Origin of the sequence: Pseudomonas sp. D8002 (assembly GCF_013385695.1) — a bacterium.
GTDB lineage: Bacteria > Pseudomonadota > Gammaproteobacteria > Pseudomonadales > Pseudomonadaceae > Aquipseudomonas.
In genome coordinates this window covers 48,873-65,264 of the sequence record NZ_JACAPM010000032.1, presented here as the reverse complement: position 1 = coordinate 65,264, position 16,392 = coordinate 48,873, and the positions used below count along the sequence as shown (strand labels likewise).

Sequence of the window (16,392 nt, the reverse complement as noted above, 5' to 3'; positions counted from 1 at the left end):
TGGTGCTGGTGAAAAGCGATCTTCTCGAATACTGTATATGGATACAGTTTATGAGGTCTGACTATGAATGTCCCTTTGCCGCCTCGCGGGCGCGGCACGGCCACCAACCTGCACAACCGTTTTGCGCCCACCGTCAGCGTGGCGGAAGACGACGGTTGGTATCAGGAAGTGCCACAGACCCAGGGCACCGAAGTCCGTATCGAAACCGCGAAAACCATCATTACCCGCAACAGCTCGCCGGATATCCCGTTTGACCGGGCGATCAACCCGTATCGCGGCTGCGAGCATGGTTGTATCTACTGCTATGCGCGGCCCAGCCACGCGTATTGGGACCTGTCGCCGGGGCTGGACTTCGAAACCAAGCTGATCGCCAAGACCAACGCCGCCGACGTGCTTGAGCAGCAACTGTCGAAACCGGGCTACACCTGCGCGCCGATCAACCTGGGCTCCAACACCGACCCGTACCAGCCCATCGAGCGCGAGTACAAGATCACCCGGCAAACCCTCGAAGTGCTGCTGCGCTACCGTCATCCGGTGACGATCATTACCAAGGGCTCGCTGATCCTGCGGGACCTCGACCTGCTGACCGAGTTGGCGCAGCAGCGGCTGGTGGCGGTGATGATCAGCCTCACCAGCCTGGACGATGAACTCAAGCGCATCCTCGAACCGCGCACGGCTGCGCCCAAGGCCCGGCTGCGGGCGATCCGGGTGATGCGTGAGGCGGGGATCCCGGTGGGCGTGCTGTGTTCGCCGATGATCCCGATGATCAACGACAGCGAGCTGGAAAGCCTGCTGGCCGAAGCTCATGCCGCGGGGGCACAGAGCGCGGCGTACATGATGCTGCGTTTGCCTCTGGAGGTGGCGCCGCTGTTTGAGGAATGGCTGGCGGCCCATTACCCGCAGCGCGCGGCCCATGTGATGAGCCTGGTGCGGCAGGTGCGCGGCGGTGAGGTCTACGACAGCCGCTTCGGTGTACGCATGCGTGGCGAAGGGCCGTTTGCCGATTTGCTGGCGCAACGTTTCGCCAAGGCGATCAAACGATTGGGGCTCAACCGGCGGGAAGGGTTTAATCTGGATTGCACGGCGTTTTGTCCGCCGGGCAGACAGATGGCATTATTGTAAACTGCTGGATAAGCGTACTTTTCTGTAGGAATAGTCGCGTTTTGATATCACTGAAAGCCCCGATCTAGAGCGGCTCATTCAGTTTGAGTTAAGTTTCGGCGGGTACCTTGTTCATCGAGTGACTAATGAGTCGGCGCTTCAGTTTGGGCGCCGGCCGCACTGGAAAACTCCCCTGCTCCAACCAAGAGGATGAATTATGAGTGACAAGGATAAACAGCCGTTGGCTGCGTCGGCTTCAGCCCCTCACGAGGCGGAATCCGCCGATGCAGCGCTGCAGCACATCGTTGAAGGCTTTTTGCATTTCCATAACGAGATCTTCCCCCAGCAGGAAGAGCTCTTCAAAAAACTCGCCACGGCCCAGAGCCCGCGGGCGATGTTCATTACCTGCGCCGACTCGCGCATTGTTCCCGAGCTGATCACCCATAGCTCCCCTGGGGATTTGTTCGTGACCCGTAACGTCGGTAACGTCGTGCCGCCTTATGGGCAGATGAACGGCGGTGTTTCAACGGCTATCGAGTACGCGGTACTGGCCCTTGGTGTGCAGCACATCATCATTTGCGGCCACTCCGACTGCGGCGCCATGCGCGCGGTGCTCAACCCCCAAAGCCTGGAAAAAATGCCCACGGTAAAGGCCTGGCTGCGCCACGCCGAAGTCGCCAAGACCATGGTCCAGGACAACTGCGATTGCGCCAACGAACACGAAAGCATGCACGTGCTGACCGAAGAAAACGTGATCGCCCAACTACAGCACCTGCGCACTCATCCCTCCGTGGCCTCGCGCATGGCCAACGGGCATTTGTTTATCCATGGCTGGGTCTACGACATCGAGACCAGCGAAATCAGGGCCTACGATGCGGATCAGGCAGCGTTCCTGCCCTTGAACGGTACCCAGCCGATTCCATCCGCGACGCCTAAAGCGCGCTTCTAAAACAATCCCCTGTCGGGTAACGCGATGGCTGCCGTTCGAGCAGCCAGGCCTTGCCACGCCCGGCGAATGCCTCGGGAGAGTCATTATGCGTGCTGCTCAATTGAAAGCTGTGCTGCCACGGGAGCTGCTGGCTTCCGTGGTTGTGTTTCTGGTCGCCCTGCCGCTGTGCATGGGGATCGCCATCGCGTCCGGAATGCCTCCGGCCAAAGGCTTGATCACCGGGATCATCGGTGGCCTGGTGGTCGGTTGGCTGGCGGGGTCGCCGTTGCAAGTCAGCGGTCCGGCGGCAGGTTTGGCGGTGTTGGTGTTCGAACTGGTTCGCCAGCATGGCATGGCCATGCTCGGGCCGATCCTGTTGCTGGCGGGCTTCCTGCAATTGGTGGCCGGGCGTTTGCGCCTGGGCTGCTGGTTCCGCGTGACTGCGCCTGCAGTGGTGTACGGGATGCTGGCAGGGATCGGGGTGCTGATTGTCCTGTCGCAAGTACACGTGATGCTCGACGGTGTGCCAAAGCCCTCGGGGCTGGATAACCTCGCCGGCTTCCCTGCGGCACTGATCCAGGCGATCCCCACATTGGGCGGCGGGCTCGGCTGGCAGGCCGGTTTGCTCGGGCTGTCGACGATTATGGTGATGTGGCTGTGGGACAAGTTCCGCCCGCAAAAGCTGCGCTTCGTCCCCGGCGCCCTGCTCGGCGTGGGTTTGGCGACAGTCACCAGCCTGGTGCTGGCGTTGCAGGTCAAGCGGGTGGAGGTGCCGGAAAACCTCGCGGATGCCATCGATTGGCTGCGCCCCAGCGACCTGTTGAACCTGGCGGATCCCAATCTGTTGATCGCGGCCTTCGCCGTGGCATTTATCGCCAGCGCTGAAACGCTGCTTTCGGCGGCGGCAGTCGACCGTATGCACAGTGGCCAGCGTTCCGACTTCGACAAGGAATTGTCGGCACAAGGTGTGGGCAACATGCTGTGTGGCCTGGTCGGCGCCCTGCCGATGACCGGTGTGATCGTGCGCAGTTCGGCCAACGTCCAGGCCGGCGCTACCACGCGTTTGTCGGCGATGTTCCACGGCTTGTGGCTGCTGGCGTTCGTGCTGTTGCTGTCCAGTGTGCTGCAAAGCATTCCGGTGGCAAGCCTGGCGGGTGTGCTGGTGTACACCGGGATCAAGCTCGTGGACATGAAGGCGTTTCGTGGCCTGGCGCGCTACGGGCGAATGCCGATGTTTACCTACGCGGCGACGGCGCTGGCGATCATCTTTACCGACCTGCTGACGGGTGTGTTGGTGGGCTTCGGGTTGACGCTGGTGAAGCTGGCGTTCAAGGCCTCACGCTTGAAGATAAGCCTGATCGACCTGCCGCAGGAGGGCGAGATGGAGCTGCGACTGACGGGGGCCGGGACCTTTCTCAAGGTGCCTGCATTGACCCAGGTGCTGTCGACGGTACCCGCCGGGACCACCTTGCATGTGCCGCTCAGTAACCTGAGTTATATCGACCACTCCTGCCTTGAGCTATTGGAGGAATGGGGTCGGGCCAATGCGGCCAAGGGCTCGAAGCTGATGATCGAGGCGCGGGGGTTGAAGCGCAGGTTGGAAGGACGGGTAAGAACGACGACCGGAATAGGCTCGGCGCCGTCTGTTGGCTGACGAAACCGGATCAAAATGTGGGAGCGGGCTTGCTCGCGAAGGCGCAGTGTCAGTCACTGAATGTGTTTCTGATACACCGCTTTCGCGAGCAAGCCCGCTCCCACATTGGATCTTTGCAAGCCGGCAAATCTAAGCTGGCTGGTCCAGCTCAAGACCCACGCCCAACTGCCGCGACAGGCACGGCCAGCGCTTCCACGCCGCTTCCGTGTCCGGGCTCTTGAGCTTGTCGCGGTAGGCTTCGACCGACTCCAGCGCAAAACTCTCTTCGTTAAGCATCTCATCCACCGCGTGGTGCACCGCCTCATCCAGCTGATTGGCAAACGCCTCGCCGATCAATTGGTGGGCAATCACGTTCGCCACAGTGGTATCCAGCGGAATCAACGGCTGGCCGAAGTGCTTGATATACAGATCGTTGACCTCTTCCACCAGGCGATGCGCCAGGTAAGCCTCATCCAGCAAACCGTCCAGGCCTTCATGTCCGGCCAGGATCGCCGGCGGCTGCAGGAAGAAATGCTCGGCGATTTTCAGCACCGGTTTGATCTGGCTTTCAATACCGGCTTCGCGGGCGACATCGTTGGCCGCGTCCAGCAGATCGGGGACCTGGTCGATGTAGGCGCTTACAAAACGCGTCATCACGCCCTTGGCGTCGACGTCAGGCACGGAAATCGCCGGGTGCAGGTGCGGTAACTGGACTTCCAGCTGCTGAGCAAGCTGGCCAGTGCTGGATTCGTGTTGATGGGCACGGGAAATCTGCTCGCGCAATGCGGCGGTGTTCATGAAAGCTCCAGTGATGCAGGCGTAGGAAATAGGGAGAGCATAAGGTAGCTCGTTTATACGAGAGCCTAAGACGCATTTGTCATAATTATTTCATGGTTATGCGCTGGCGTTATATCAAATTGCCATCGTTCGTCGGATAACGCGCGCCACCGGTCCTGTTGTGTGGTCCGTTTCCTCATTTTCGTTCATTTGCCCGATCACATTGCGGGGTGGCGGTCGCTGTCTATACTCGATTTTGTACGCAATTAGCTGATGACGCCCGACTGCATGAGCAGGCAAGGCCTGGCGGTTGTAAGCAGTATGGAAGCCGCTCCCTTGGCCGCAGGTGCAAACCGGCGGGATAACAAGAATGATAAGGGGAACCCGCAATGACGCGACATCCACATGTTTGGATGGGCCTCCTGTTGTGGTCAGTATTCGGCCAGGCGCAAGCCGCCTGGACAACGAATATGGCGCCAGGGGCCACTGAAGTCAGTCACGCCGTATTTGACCTGCACATGACCATTTTCTGGATTTGTGTGGCGATTGGCATCGTCGTGTTTGGCGCGATGTTCTGGTCGATGATCGTTCACCGGCGCTCCACGGGACAGGTAGCAGCCAAGTTCCACGAGAGTACGACGGTGGAGATTCTCTGGACCGTGGTGCCCTTGCTGATCCTGGTGGCGATGGCCATTCCGGCCACCAAGACGCTGATCAACATCTACGACAGCACTGAGTCGGATATCGATATCCAGGTCACCGGCTACCAGTGGAAGTGGCATTACAAATACCTTGGCCAGGATGTCGAGTTCTTCAGCAACCTGGCCACGCCCGCCGAGCAGATCCATAACCAGGCCGTCAAAGGCGAGCATTACCTGTTGGAAGTCGACCAGCCGCTGGTGCTGCCGGTGGGTGCCAAGGTGCGTTTCCTGGTGACCGCTGCGGACGTGATTCACTCCTGGTGGGTGCCGGCGTTTGCGGTGAAGCGTGATGCGATTCCCGGCTTCGTCAACGAGGCCTGGACCCGCATCGAAAAGCCCGGCATCTATCGCGGCCAGTGCGCTGAACTGTGCGGCAAGGACCACGGCTTCATGCCCATCGTGGTGGACGTCAAATCCAAGGCCGACTACGACACCTGGCTCGGCGAGCGTAAGGAAGAGGCGGCCAAGCTCAAGGAGCTGACCTCCAAGGAATGGACCCTGGATGAGCTGGTGGCTCGTGGCGACAAGATCTACCACACCACCTGCGTCGCCTGTCACCAGGCCGAAGGCCAGGGCCTGCCGCCGATGTTCCCGGCGCTCAAGGGCTCACCTATTGCCACCGGGCCCAAGGAAGACCACCTGCACCGCGTGTACTTCGGCAAGCCCGGCACCGCCATGGCGGCGTTCGGCAAGCAACTGTCGGAAGTCGATATCGCGGCGGTCGTGACCTATGAACGTAACGCCTGGGGCAACAACAAAGGCGACATGGTCACGCCTAAAGACGTGCTGGCTCTGAAACAGGCGGAAAGCAAATGACTTCCTTCATTGCATATTCCCTGAACCGTCCCGCCCACTCGTTCGCAGGAGAAAGGCCATGAGCGCTGTGATCGATGACCACGGTCATGCCGGTGACCACGCTCACGGCCCCGCCAAGGGCCTGATGCGTTGGGTACTGACCACCAACCACAAAGACATCGGCACGATGTACCTGTGGTTCAGCTTCTGTATGTTCCTGCTTGGTGGCTCGTTTGCCATGGTGATCCGTGCCGAGCTGTTCCAGCCGGGTTTGCAGATCGTCGAGCCGGCGTTCTTCAATCAGATGACCACCATGCACGGCCTGGTGATGGTGTTCGGTGCGGTGATGCCAGCGTTTGTCGGCCTGGCCAACTGGATGATCCCGTTGATGATCGGCGCGCCCGACATGGCCCTGCCGCGCATGAACAACTTCAGTTTCTGGCTGTTGCCGGCGGCGTTCCTGATGCTGGTTTCCACCCTGTTCATGCCCGGCGGCGGGCCGAACTTCGGCTGGACCTTCTACGCCCCGCTCTCCACCACCTACGCGCCGGAAAGCGTGACGTTCTTCATCTTCGCCATCCACTTGATGGGCATCAGTTCGATCATGGGCGCGATCAACGTCATCGCCACCATCCTCAACCTGCGCGCTCCCGGCATGACGTTGATGAAAATGCCGCTGTTCGTCTGGACCTGGCTGATCACAGCCTTCCTGCTGATCGCGGTGATGCCGGTGCTGGCGGGCTGCGTGACCATGATGCTGATGGACATCCACTTCGGCACCAGCTTCTTCAGTGCCGCCGGTGGCGGTGACCCGGTGTTGTTCCAGCATGTGTTCTGGTTCTTCGGCCACCCCGAGGTGTACATCATGATCCTGCCGGCGTTCGGTGCCGTCAGCTCGATCATCCCAACCTTCTCGCGCAAGCCGCTGTTCGGCTACACCTCGATGGTGTACGCCACGGCGAGCATCGCGTTCCTGTCGTTCATCGTGTGGGCGCACCACATGTTCGTGGTGGGCATCCCGCTGGTGGGCGAGCTGTTCTTCATGTACGCCACGCTGCTGATCGCGGTGCCCACGGGCGTGAAAGTGTTCAACTGGGTCAGCACCATGTGGCAAGGCTCGCTGACCTTCGAGACGCCGATGCTGTTCGCAGTGGCCTTCGTGATTCTGTTCACCATCGGCGGTTTCTCCGGGCTGATGCTGGCCATCGCCCCGGCGGACTTCCAGTACCACGACACCTACTTCGTGGTGGCGCACTTCCATTACGTACTGGTGCCTGGGGCGATCTTCGGGATCTTCGCCTCGGCCTACTACTGGCTGCCGAAATGGACCGGCCACATGTACGACGAAACCCTGGGCAAGCTGCACTTCTGGCTGTCGTTCGTGGGGATGAACATGGCGTTCTTCCCGATGCACTTCGTAGGGCTTGCCGGCATGCCGCGTCGGGTGCCGGACTACAACCTGCAGTTCGCCGACTTCAACATGGTCTCTTCCATCGGTGCCTTCACCTTTGGCGCGACGCAGATCTTCTTCCTGTTCATCGTCATCAAGTGCATTCGTGGCGGCCCGCCTGCGCCGGCCAAGCCGTGGGATGGCGCCGAAGGGCTGGAGTGGAGCATTCCTTCGCCCGCGCCGTACCACACCTTCACCACGCCACCGGAGGTCAAATGAACACCTCCCTATCCTGTGGGAGCTGGCTTGCCTGCGATGGCATCACTTCGGTGTACCTGAAAGACCGAGTTGCCAGCATCGCAGGCAAGCCAGCTCCCACAGAAAGGCCATTCACAGAACATTCATTCGCAGGTGGCCGCCATGCTTGAGTCCGTGCCTATCAAGCGCCTGGTCACGCGCCTGCTGATCCTGGTGGTGGCGATGTTCGCCTTCGGGTTTGCCCTGGTGCCGATCTACGACGTGATGTGCAAGGCGTTCGGCATCAATGGCAAGACCGCCGGGCAGTACGAAGGCGAGCAGGTGGTGGACCCGACGCGGCAGGTGCGGGTGCAGTTCCTGTCCACCAATGCCATCGATATGGTCTGGGAATTCCACTCCAAGGCCGACGAGGTGGTGGTCAATCCCGGCGCAGTCACCGAGATGCTGTTCGTGGCCTACAACCCCACCGACAAGGCGATGACCGCCCAGGCGGTGCCGAGCATTTCGCCGGCCGAGGCGGCGATGTACTTCCACAAGACCGAGTGTTTTTGCTTCACCCAGCAAGTGCTACAGCCAGGTCAGCGCATAGAGATGCCGGTGCGCTTCATTGTCGACCGCGACATGCCCAAGGATGTGAAGCATTTGACCCTGGCGTACACGCTGTTCGATATCACCGCGCGCCAACCGCCCGTGGCTGTCCATACCGGCGGCTAGGCGTTGCTTGCGGGCTCGATTAGGAGAACGAATACATGTCGACTCATGATACGTACTACGTACCAGCGCAAAGCAAATGGCCAATAATTGCTACGTTGGGGATGCTGATCACGGTGTTCGGATTGGCGACCTGGTTCAACGATTTGAAGGCCGCACGCCCGGAATCCCACGGCCCGCTGATCTTTTTCGTCGGTGGCTTGCTGCTGGCCTACATGATGTTTGGCTGGTTCGGCGCGGTGATCAAGGAAAGTCGCGCCGGGTTGTACAGTTCGCAGATGGACCGCTCCTTTCGCTGGGGCATGACCTGGTTCATCTTTTCCGAAGTGATGTTCTTCATCGCGTTTTTCGGTGCGCTGTTTTATGTGCGGCACATGTCGGCGCCGTGGCTGGCGGGCGAAGGCCACAAGGGCATCGCGCACATGCTGTGGCCGAACTTCGAATTTGCCTGGCCGCTGCTGAACAATCCTGACCCGAAAATGTTTCCGGCGCCCAAGGGCACCATCAGCCCGTGGGGCTTGCCGCTGATCAACACGATCTTGCTGGTCAGCTCCAGCGTGACCATCACTATCGCCCACCATGCCTTGCGCAAAGGCCATCGCGGCGCACTGAAGATCTGGCTGGCGATCACCGTGTTACTGGGTTGGGCGTTTCTCGGGTTCCAGGCCGAGGAATACATCCATGCCTATAAGGAGTTGGGCCTGACCCTGGGTTCGGGCGTGTACGGCGCGACCTTCTTCATGCTCACCGGCTTCCACGGTGCCCACGTGACCATCGGCACGATCATTTTGTTTGTGATGCTGATGCGCATCCTGAAAGGGCATTTCAACAACGAACACCAGTTCGGGTTCGAGGCGGCCAGTTGGTATTGGCACTTTGTGGACGTGGTGTGGATCGGGCTGTTTTTCTTCGTTTACGTGCTTTGAGGTGTTTCACCAGGGCGCATGAGATACCAGCTGGCCGCTGAAGAAACCCCAGGTGATCAACCCCAGGGTGATCACGGCCAGCGCCACACGCACGGTCAAGGCAGTGACGAGGCGGTTGGAGTTGCCCTCGTCCTTGACCAGGAAGAACAAGCCACTGAACAGGCTCACGACGGTAGCAATCAGCATCAGGGCAATGGCTGCTTTGAGCATGGTGGGCTCCGGGGCTCTTTTTTGGAGGGGGCGAGCAATGAGATTCAGTATAGCCAGCGCAGCACCGACCTCTGCGGCAATGCCATGAAACCCTTTCGCCCCGGTATTGCGCCGACGCTGGTGGTACTCGTGCTGCTGCCGTTACTGGTATTTCTCGGCTTTTGGCAGCTGTCTCGCGGTCACGAAAAACAGGCGCTGCTGGACACTTACGCCGAGCGCCGCGCTGCCGAGCCCATGAGCAGTACGCAACTACAGGCCACCGAAGATCCGGCGTTCCGTCGTGTGCATTTGCGCGGGCAGTTCGATGCCGAGCACAGCGTGTTGCTGGATAACCGCTTTCGCGACGGCAAGGTCGGTGTGGAGCTACTGCAACCTTTCCATGATCAGGCCAGCGGCCAGTGGCTGTTGCTCAATCGTGGCTGGCTGCCCTGGCCGGACCGGCGCGCACCACCGGTTTTCACCACTCCCGAACAACTGCTGAATCTCGATGCCTGGGTCTATGTGGCGCCTGGCGAGACCTTCCAGTTGCATGCCGATCCTGCGGGCGCACAGTGGCCACGATTGCTGACCGCGCTGCATCCCGAGGCGTTGTGGGCTGAGTTGGGTCGCAGCGGATTCGCCCATGAAGTGCGGGCTGAAGCGGGCCCGGCCACCTACGAAACCAGCTGGCCCGTGGTCGCCATGGGCCCGGAAAAACACCTGGGCTATGCCGTGCAGTGGTTCGCCATGGCGGTGGCGCTGTTCGGCCTTTACCTCTACCTCGGATGGCACAACACAAAAAAGGAGAAGCGCCATGGGAGCGGCCATGAATCCACTCAACATGTCTGACACGCCGGCAGCGCCCAATCGGCGCAAGGGCCGCTGGCAACTGATCCTGATCCTGCTGATGGTGGTCGGCCCGATGGTGCTCGCCACCTTTATGTACAAATTGCAGTTCTGGGTGCCGGACAGCCGCAGCTACCACGGCGAGATGATCGGCAATGGCCAGACCCGTGCCGACATTGGCGTGCAGGCTGACGAAGACCGCTGGCAACTGCTGGTCACCGCGCCCACCGCCTGCGCCGCCGACTGCCAGCAACTGGTGTACCTCGCACGCCAACTCCAGATCGGCCTGGGCCGTGATGCCTCCCGCGCCAGCCACGCCCTGGCCAGTGCGCAGCCGGTCAGCACCGCGTATGACGCCAAACTCAAGGCCGAATACCCGCAACTGCAACGCTATTCCCTGGACCTGTCGACCTTCAACAAAGACGCCGCCGCCCAAGGCAGCGGCGATGCCCAGCTGTGGATCGTCGACCCCCACGGCAACCTGGTGCTGCGCTACGACGCCCGGGTCAAGGGCAAGGACCTGCTCAACGACCTGCGCCTGCTGCTGAAACTGTCGAACATCGGATAAGGACACCGTCATGGCCAAACCTGGATTTCGCCTCGCGCTGTTTGCCACCCTGCTGGCCCTGATCGTGGTGCTGCTGGGCGCCTATACCCGCCTCACCCACGCGGGTCTCGGTTGCCCGGACTGGCCGGGTTGCTATGGCTTTATCAGCGTGCCGAAAAGCGAAGCCCAGCTGGCCCATGCCGAACTGCATTACCCGGACACGCCGGTCGAGGCGGACAAGGGCTGGAACGAGATGACCCACCGTTACTTCGCCGGCACCCTCGGGCTGTTGATCGTGCTGCTGGCGGCGCGCGCGTGGACACATCGGCATCATCCGGGCCAGCCGTTGAAGCTGCCGTTGTTCCTGTTGGCGGTGGTGTTCGCCCAGGCAGCGTTTGGCATGTGGACGGTGACGCTGAAGCTCTGGCCGCAAGTGGTCACCGGGCATTTATTGGGCGGGTTTGCGACGTTGAGCCTGCTGTTCTTGCTGACGCTGCGATTGTCCGGCGTATTGCCGGCGCTGATCGTGCCCAGGCGTTTGCAGTATTGGGCCACGGCCGGGCTGGTGCTGGTGATCGGCCAGATCGCGCTGGGTGGATGGGTCAGCTCCAACTACGCAGCCGTGGCGTGTATCGACCTGCCGACCTGTCACGGGCAATGGTGGCCGGCGGCGGATTTCGCCAATGGCTTTCACCTGACCCAGCATATCGGCCCCAATTACCTCGGCGGGCAACTGGACAGTGATGCGCGCACGGCGATTCACCTCACCCACCGGATTGGCGCGCTGCTGGTCACTGTCGTGTTGCTGGGCCTGGCCTGGCAGCTCAAGGTGGTCGGCATGACCCGCCTGGCCGGCCTGTTGCTGATCGCCCTGGCGGCGCAACTCTGCCTGGGCCTGAGCAACGTGTACTTCCACCTGCCGCTGCCGGTTGCGGTCGCGCATAACGCCGGCGGCGCGGCGTTGCTGCTGACGCTGGTGCTGGTCAATTACCACGCCCGCACCAGCCTGGTTCGGGTGCGACATCAGTTGCCGTTCGGCTGGCGCTTCAGCCCGCGTAAACACGTGTCGGGCCTCATAACCATTAAAGGAGAGATGCCATGGCGACCTTGATCAGCGAGCGTCACAGCCAGGCGATCTGGCGTGACTATCTGGAGCTGACCAAGCCAAAAGTGGTGGTGCTGATGCTCATCACCTCGCTGGTGGGCATGTTCCTCGCCACCCGCGCCGGGGTACCGTGGCCGGTGCTGATTTTCGGCAACCTGGGGATCGCGCTGTGTGCCGGCGGCGCGGCGGCGGTCAACCATGTGGTGGACCGGCGCATCGATGCGCTGATGGCGCGTACCCATAAGCGCCCGCTGGCGGAAGGGCGCGTATCGCCTGTGGCGGCGCTTGTTTTTGCGATGGTGCTGGCGGTGGCCGGGCTGGCGCTGTTGCTGGCGTTTACCAATCCGCTGGCCGCCTGGCTGACCCTGGCTTCCCTGTTGGGCTACGCCGTGATCTACACCGGTTTTCTCAAGCGTGCGACGCCGCAGAACATCGTCATCGGTGGGCTGGCCGGCGCCGCGCCGCCGTTGCTGGGTTGGGTTGCCGTCACTGGCCACGTCAGCGCCGAGCCGTTGCTGCTGGTGCTGATCATCTTCGCCTGGACCCCGCCGCACTTCTGGGCCCTGGCGATTCACCGCAAGGAGGAATACGCCAAGGCCGACATCCCGATGCTGCCCGTGACCCACGGCGAGCACTACACCAAGGTGCATATCCTGCTCTACACCTTCGCCTTGCTGGCGGTCAGCCTGATGCCCTATGTCATCCACATGAGCGGCATGCTGTACCTGGTGTGCGCACTGGTTCTGGGCGGGCGCTTTCTGCAATGGGCCTGGGTGCTGTACCGTGGCAGTCGGCCGCACGCGGCGATCAACACCTTCAAGTACTCTATCTGGTACTTGTTCGCGCTGTTTATCGCCCTGCTCGTAGACCATTACCTATTGTTGAACCTATGACTCGAACTCAAAAAACTGTCTTCATTCTGGTGGCCATTGTCGCGTTGATCATGGGCCTGACCGTCAACAAAGTCCTGAGTGGCAAAGGCCAGGGCGACCCGACGGCCTTGATCGATGCCGGCATCATCCTGCTGCCGCAAAGCCGCCAGTTGCCACCGGTGACCATGACCAACCAGGACGGCCAGCCGGTGGTGGTCAACGAGCTGAAAGGCAAGTGGAGCGTGCTGTTCTTCGGCTACACCTTCTGCCCGGACATCTGTCCGACCACTCTCGCCCAACTGCGGCAGATCAAGAGCGAGCTGCCCAAAGACGTTGTGGATAAGTTGCAGGTGATTTTGGTCAGCGTTGACCCGAACCGCGATACACCGGCGCAGCTCAAGCAGTACCTGGGCTACTTCGATCCACAGTTCGAGGGCTTGACCGGTGCGAATGTGGACGATGTGCAGAAGGTTTCGAATGCGGTGAGCATTCCGTTTATTCCGGCAGACACCAGCAAGCCCAACTACACCGTCGACCACAGCGGCAACCTTGCGCTGATCGGGCCGGATGGAACGCAACGCGGGTTTATCCGGGCGCCGTTGAACAACCAGAAGCTGGCAGCGCAGTTCCCGGGGTTGTTGCAGCGTAAATAAGCCTGCCGACCATTTTCTGAGCGACACAAATCAAATGTGGGAGCGGGCTTGCTCGCGAAGGCGGTGTGTCAGTCAACAGATGTATCGACTGAACCACCGCCTTCGCGAGCAAGCCCGCTCCCACATTGGTTTGGATCGTTCCCACGCTCTGCGTGGGAATGCCGCACTGGACGCTCTGCGTCCGCTTTTTCGATCGGGGTTTCGGCCTTGGATCAGAACGCCGGCAGGATCGCGCCTTTGTACTTCTCAAGAATGAACGCTTTCACTTCCGGGGTGTGCAGGGCTGCTACCAGCTTCTTCACCGCGTCCGAATCCTTGTTGTCTTCGCGGGTCACCAGGATGTTCACGTAAGGCGAGTCGTTGCCTTCGATCACCAGTGCGTCCTTGGAGGGGTCCAGCTTGGCTTCCAGGGCGTAGTTGGTGTTGATCAGCGCCAGGTCGACCTGGGTCAGCACGCGCGGCAGGGTGGCGGCTTCCAGTTCGCGGAATTTCAGGCCTTTCGGGTTTTCAGTGATGTCCTTGATGGTCGACAGGATGTTGGTCGGGTCCTTCAGGGTGATCAGGTTGTGCTTGGCCAGCAGCAACAGCGCACGGCCGCCGTTGGTGGCGTCGTTCGGGATCACGACGTTGGCGCCGCTTGGCAGGTCTTCCAGCTTCTTGTACTTGCTGGAGTAGGCGCCCAGAGGCTCCAGGTGCACAGCGCCAACGCTCACCAGGTGAGTGCCCTTGGCTTTGTTGAACTCATCCAGGTACGGCTGGTGCTGGAAGAAGTTGGCGTCCAGGCGCTTTTCGGCTACCTGTACGTTTGGCTGAACGTAGTCGGTGAAGACTTTGACCTGCAGGTCCACGCCTTCCTTGGCCAGAGCCGGCTTCACGAATTCGAGGATTTCAGCGTGCGGCACCGGGGACGCGGCCACGGTGAGGGTTTCGGCGGCGTGGGCGGAGAACGCGGCAACGGCGGCGAAAGCAACCAGTAGTTTTTTCATTCAACAAGCTCCTTGTTCGGGAATTGGCCGGCTTAACGCCGGCAATAGCCGTTATTTTCGAGAAAAGTGCACCACCAGCTTGTCGCCGACGGTTTGCAGAATTTGTACCAGGATCAGCAGCAGCACCACGGTGACCACCATCACGTCGGTCTGGAAGCGCTGATAACCGAAGCGGATCGCCAAGTCACCCAGGCCACCGGCACCCACTACACCGGCCATGGCCGTGTAGGAAACCAGTGTAATCGCCGTCACCGTAATCGCCGCGAAGATGCCGGGGCGGGCTTCGGGCAGCAACGCGTTGGTAATGATCTGGCGAGTGGTCGCGCCCATGGCCTGGGTCGCTTCGATAATCCCGCGGTCCACTTCACGCAGCGCGGTTTCCACCAGGCGCGCAAAGAACGGCGTGGCACCCACCACCAGTGGCGGAATTGCACCGGCAACACCCAGCGAGGTGCCGGTGATCAGCACCGTGAACGGGATCATTACGATCAACAGGATAATGAACGGCAGCGAACGCAGGATGTTCACCACCAGCGACAACAGCGCATAAACATTCTTTTGTTCGAACAGCTGACGCGGGCTGCACAGGAACAGCAGCACGCCCAACGGCAAGCCCAGCAATACGGTGAACAGCAGCGAGCCGAACAGCATGGTCATGGTGTCGCCGGTGGCGAGCAGGATTTCCGACCAGTCGATGTTCGAGAAAAAGCTCAAGAGGATTTCCATTAGCGCAGCACCTCCATATGGACGTCTGCCGCGGTGAAGGCGGCGAAGGCGGCCTCCATGTCACCGCCGGTGACGGCGAGGGTCAGTTGCCCGTAGGGAATGTCTTTGATGCGGTCGATACGACCGGCGAGGATGCTGTAGTCCACACCCGTGTCGCGGGCGACGGTACCCAGCAGCGGCGCGTAGGTCGCTTCGCCCTGGAACGTCAGGCGCACGATGCGCCCCGGTACATGGGCGAAGTCATCACGCTGTTCGCCTTCGTCGACTTGCTCGGATTCCTGCACGAAGCGCTTGGTGGTCGGGTGCTTGGGGTGCAGGAATACGTCGGCGACGGTGCCTTGCTCGACGATCACGCCGGCGTCCATCACGGCCACGTGGTCGCACACGCGGCGGATCACGTCCATTTCATGGGTGATCAGCACGATGGTCAGCTTCAGCTCGCGGTTGATCTCGGCCAGCAGTTGCAGGACCGAGGCCGTGGTCTGCGGGTCGAGGGCGCTGGTGGCTTCGTCGCATAGCAGGATTTTCGGCTTGGTGGCCAGGGCGCGGGCGATGCCGACGCGCTGCTTCTGGCCGCCAGACAACTGCGCCGGGTACTTCTTGGCATGGTCGGACAGGCCGACCCGCGCCAGCAATTCGGCCACGCGCAGGTCGATTTCCTTGCGGGAAAGTTCGCCCGCGAGGGTCAGCGGCAGCGCCACGTTGTCGGCAACGGTCTTGGATGCCAGCAGGTTGAAGTGCTGGAAGATCATCCCGACCTGCTGCCGGAAACGGCGCAGGCCGTTGGCGTCGAGGGCGGTGACTTCTTCGTCATCGACCTTGATCTGGCCGCCGCTGGGTTGCTCCAGGCGGTTGATCAGACGCAGCAAAGTACTTTTTCCCGCACCGGAATGGCCGATCAGACCAAACACCTGGCCATTTTCGACGCGCAGGTTGGTGGGATGCAGTGCGGGGATATCCTTACCGGCGACCCGGTAGGTTTTATGGACGTTATGAAACTCGATCACGTAGCGAACCTTGTGGGGCGCATTAAAAAGGGATCAGCGGTTAGCCGGGCGCGCATTTTAGCCTGTCCGTATAGCGTTTCTTAGCATTTATTTCTCATCCGACCAGCGATTTGGCAATAACGCGATCAAAGGTCATAAAAAAGGAACGGTACAAAACCGTGTCAGTCACTACATAAGCAACTCGAAACTCCCAGGTGCCGTGCCTGGGGTTTTGCTCAAGAAGAGCCGGGGATCGCTCTGG

The 16,392-nt window shown here is 60.8% G+C and carries 17 protein-coding genes; 12 read left to right on the top strand and 5 right to left on the bottom strand.

The annotated features are described in order from the left end of the window. Positions 1-63: 63 nt before the first annotated feature. The 3 genes from HX807_RS18350 to HX807_RS18340 all read left to right on the top strand — a co-directional run bounded on the left by HX807_RS18350 (position 64) and on the right by HX807_RS18340 (position 3,683). A complete protein-coding gene (locus HX807_RS18350) occupies positions 64-1,122 on the top strand; it encodes a PA0069 family radical SAM protein (protein ID WP_003214861.1) in 1,059 nt (352 codons plus the stop codon). A gap of 196 nt (positions 1,123-1,318) precedes the next feature. Next, complete coding sequence (locus tag HX807_RS18345) at positions 1,319-2,050, top strand: carbonic anhydrase (protein ID WP_003214859.1); 732 nt, start codon at positions 1,319-1,321, stop codon at positions 2,048-2,050. A gap of 85 nt (positions 2,051-2,135) precedes the next feature. After that, on the top strand, positions 2,136-3,683 hold the full coding sequence (locus HX807_RS18340) for a SulP family inorganic anion transporter (protein WP_008439613.1): 1,548 nt from the start codon (positions 2,136-2,138) through the stop codon (positions 3,681-3,683). Between the two features lie 129 nt (positions 3,684-3,812). On the opposite strand, the gene HX807_RS18335 is transcribed toward HX807_RS18340, so the two are convergent. After that, positions 3,813-4,460, bottom strand: a complete 648-nt coding sequence (locus tag HX807_RS18335; protein WP_003214855.1) for a hypothetical protein — start codon at positions 4,458-4,460, stop codon at positions 3,813-3,815. 368 nt (positions 4,461-4,828) lie between these two features. On the opposite strand from HX807_RS18335, the gene coxB reads away from it, so the two are divergent. The 4 genes from coxB to HX807_RS18315 all read left to right on the top strand — a co-directional run bounded on the left by coxB (position 4,829) and on the right by HX807_RS18315 (position 9,220). Further along, positions 4,829-5,956: a cytochrome c oxidase subunit II gene (coxB, locus tag HX807_RS18330; RefSeq protein ID WP_177050657.1), complete on the top strand. Its 1,128-nt coding sequence runs from the start codon at positions 4,829-4,831 to the stop codon at positions 5,954-5,956. A gap of 58 nt (positions 5,957-6,014) precedes the next feature. Next, positions 6,015-7,604, top strand: a complete 1,590-nt coding sequence (gene ctaD, locus HX807_RS18325; RefSeq protein ID WP_003214853.1) for a cytochrome c oxidase subunit I — start codon at positions 6,015-6,017, stop codon at positions 7,602-7,604. Positions 7,605-7,745: 141 nt separating this feature from the next. Beyond that, positions 7,746-8,297 (top strand): cytochrome c oxidase assembly protein, encoded by a 552-nt coding sequence (locus HX807_RS18320; RefSeq protein ID WP_102367829.1) that lies wholly within the window; start codon positions 7,746-7,748, stop codon positions 8,295-8,297. 35 nt (positions 8,298-8,332) lie between these two features. After that, on the top strand, positions 8,333-9,220 hold the full coding sequence (locus HX807_RS18315; RefSeq protein ID WP_003214849.1) for a cytochrome c oxidase subunit 3: 888 nt from the start codon (positions 8,333-8,335) through the stop codon (positions 9,218-9,220). Between the two features lie 6 nt (positions 9,221-9,226). Here the strand turns inward: HX807_RS18315 and HX807_RS18310 are convergent, their stop codons facing one another. Next, a complete protein-coding gene (locus HX807_RS18310; protein WP_003214847.1) occupies positions 9,227-9,430 on the bottom strand; it encodes a twin transmembrane helix small protein in 204 nt (67 codons plus the stop codon). 84 nt (positions 9,431-9,514) lie between these two features. Between HX807_RS18310 and HX807_RS18305 the strand changes: the two genes are divergently transcribed. The 5 genes from HX807_RS18305 to HX807_RS18285 are packed head-to-tail and all read left to right on the top strand — an operon-like array spanning position 9,515 to position 13,432. Beyond that, on the top strand, positions 9,515-10,258 hold the full coding sequence (locus HX807_RS18305) for an SURF1 family protein (RefSeq protein WP_177050656.1): 744 nt from the start codon (positions 9,515-9,517) through the stop codon (positions 10,256-10,258). After that, positions 10,224-10,823: a hypothetical protein gene (locus HX807_RS18300; RefSeq protein ID WP_023659276.1), complete on the top strand. Its 600-nt coding sequence runs from the start codon at positions 10,224-10,226 to the stop codon at positions 10,821-10,823. The genes HX807_RS18305 and HX807_RS18300 overlap by 35 nt, the downstream gene beginning before the upstream one ends. A gap of 10 nt (positions 10,824-10,833) precedes the next feature. Beyond that, entirely contained in the window at positions 10,834-11,913 is a 1,080-nt protein-coding gene (locus tag HX807_RS18295) for a heme A synthase (RefSeq protein WP_087694554.1), read from the top strand. After that, positions 11,901-12,800 (top strand): heme o synthase, encoded by a 900-nt coding sequence (cyoE, locus tag HX807_RS18290; RefSeq protein ID WP_008439626.1) that lies wholly within the window; start codon positions 11,901-11,903, stop codon positions 12,798-12,800. Before HX807_RS18295 ends, cyoE begins: the two co-directional genes overlap by 13 nt. Next, positions 12,797-13,432, top strand: a complete 636-nt coding sequence (locus HX807_RS18285; protein WP_087694553.1) for an SCO family protein — start codon at positions 12,797-12,799, stop codon at positions 13,430-13,432. The genes cyoE and HX807_RS18285 overlap by 4 nt, the downstream gene beginning before the upstream one ends. Before the next feature lie 212 nt (positions 13,433-13,644). On the opposite strand, the gene HX807_RS18280 is transcribed toward HX807_RS18285, so the two are convergent. Genes HX807_RS18280 through HX807_RS18270 form a run of 3 tightly spaced genes read right to left on the bottom strand, consistent with a single transcriptional unit; the run spans position 13,645 to position 16,151 of the window. Further along, entirely contained in the window at positions 13,645-14,418 is a 774-nt protein-coding gene (locus HX807_RS18280; protein WP_003214835.1) for a MetQ/NlpA family ABC transporter substrate-binding protein, read from the bottom strand. Positions 14,419-14,469: 51 nt separating this feature from the next. Further along, positions 14,470-15,144 (bottom strand): methionine ABC transporter permease, encoded by a 675-nt coding sequence (locus HX807_RS18275; protein ID WP_003214831.1) that lies wholly within the window; start codon positions 15,142-15,144, stop codon positions 14,470-14,472. Then, positions 15,144-16,151: a methionine ABC transporter ATP-binding protein gene (locus tag HX807_RS18270; protein WP_003214829.1), complete on the bottom strand. Its 1,008-nt coding sequence runs from the start codon at positions 16,149-16,151 to the stop codon at positions 15,144-15,146. The genes HX807_RS18275 and HX807_RS18270 overlap by 1 nt, the downstream gene beginning before the upstream one ends. Positions 16,152-16,392 lie beyond the last annotated feature (241 nt).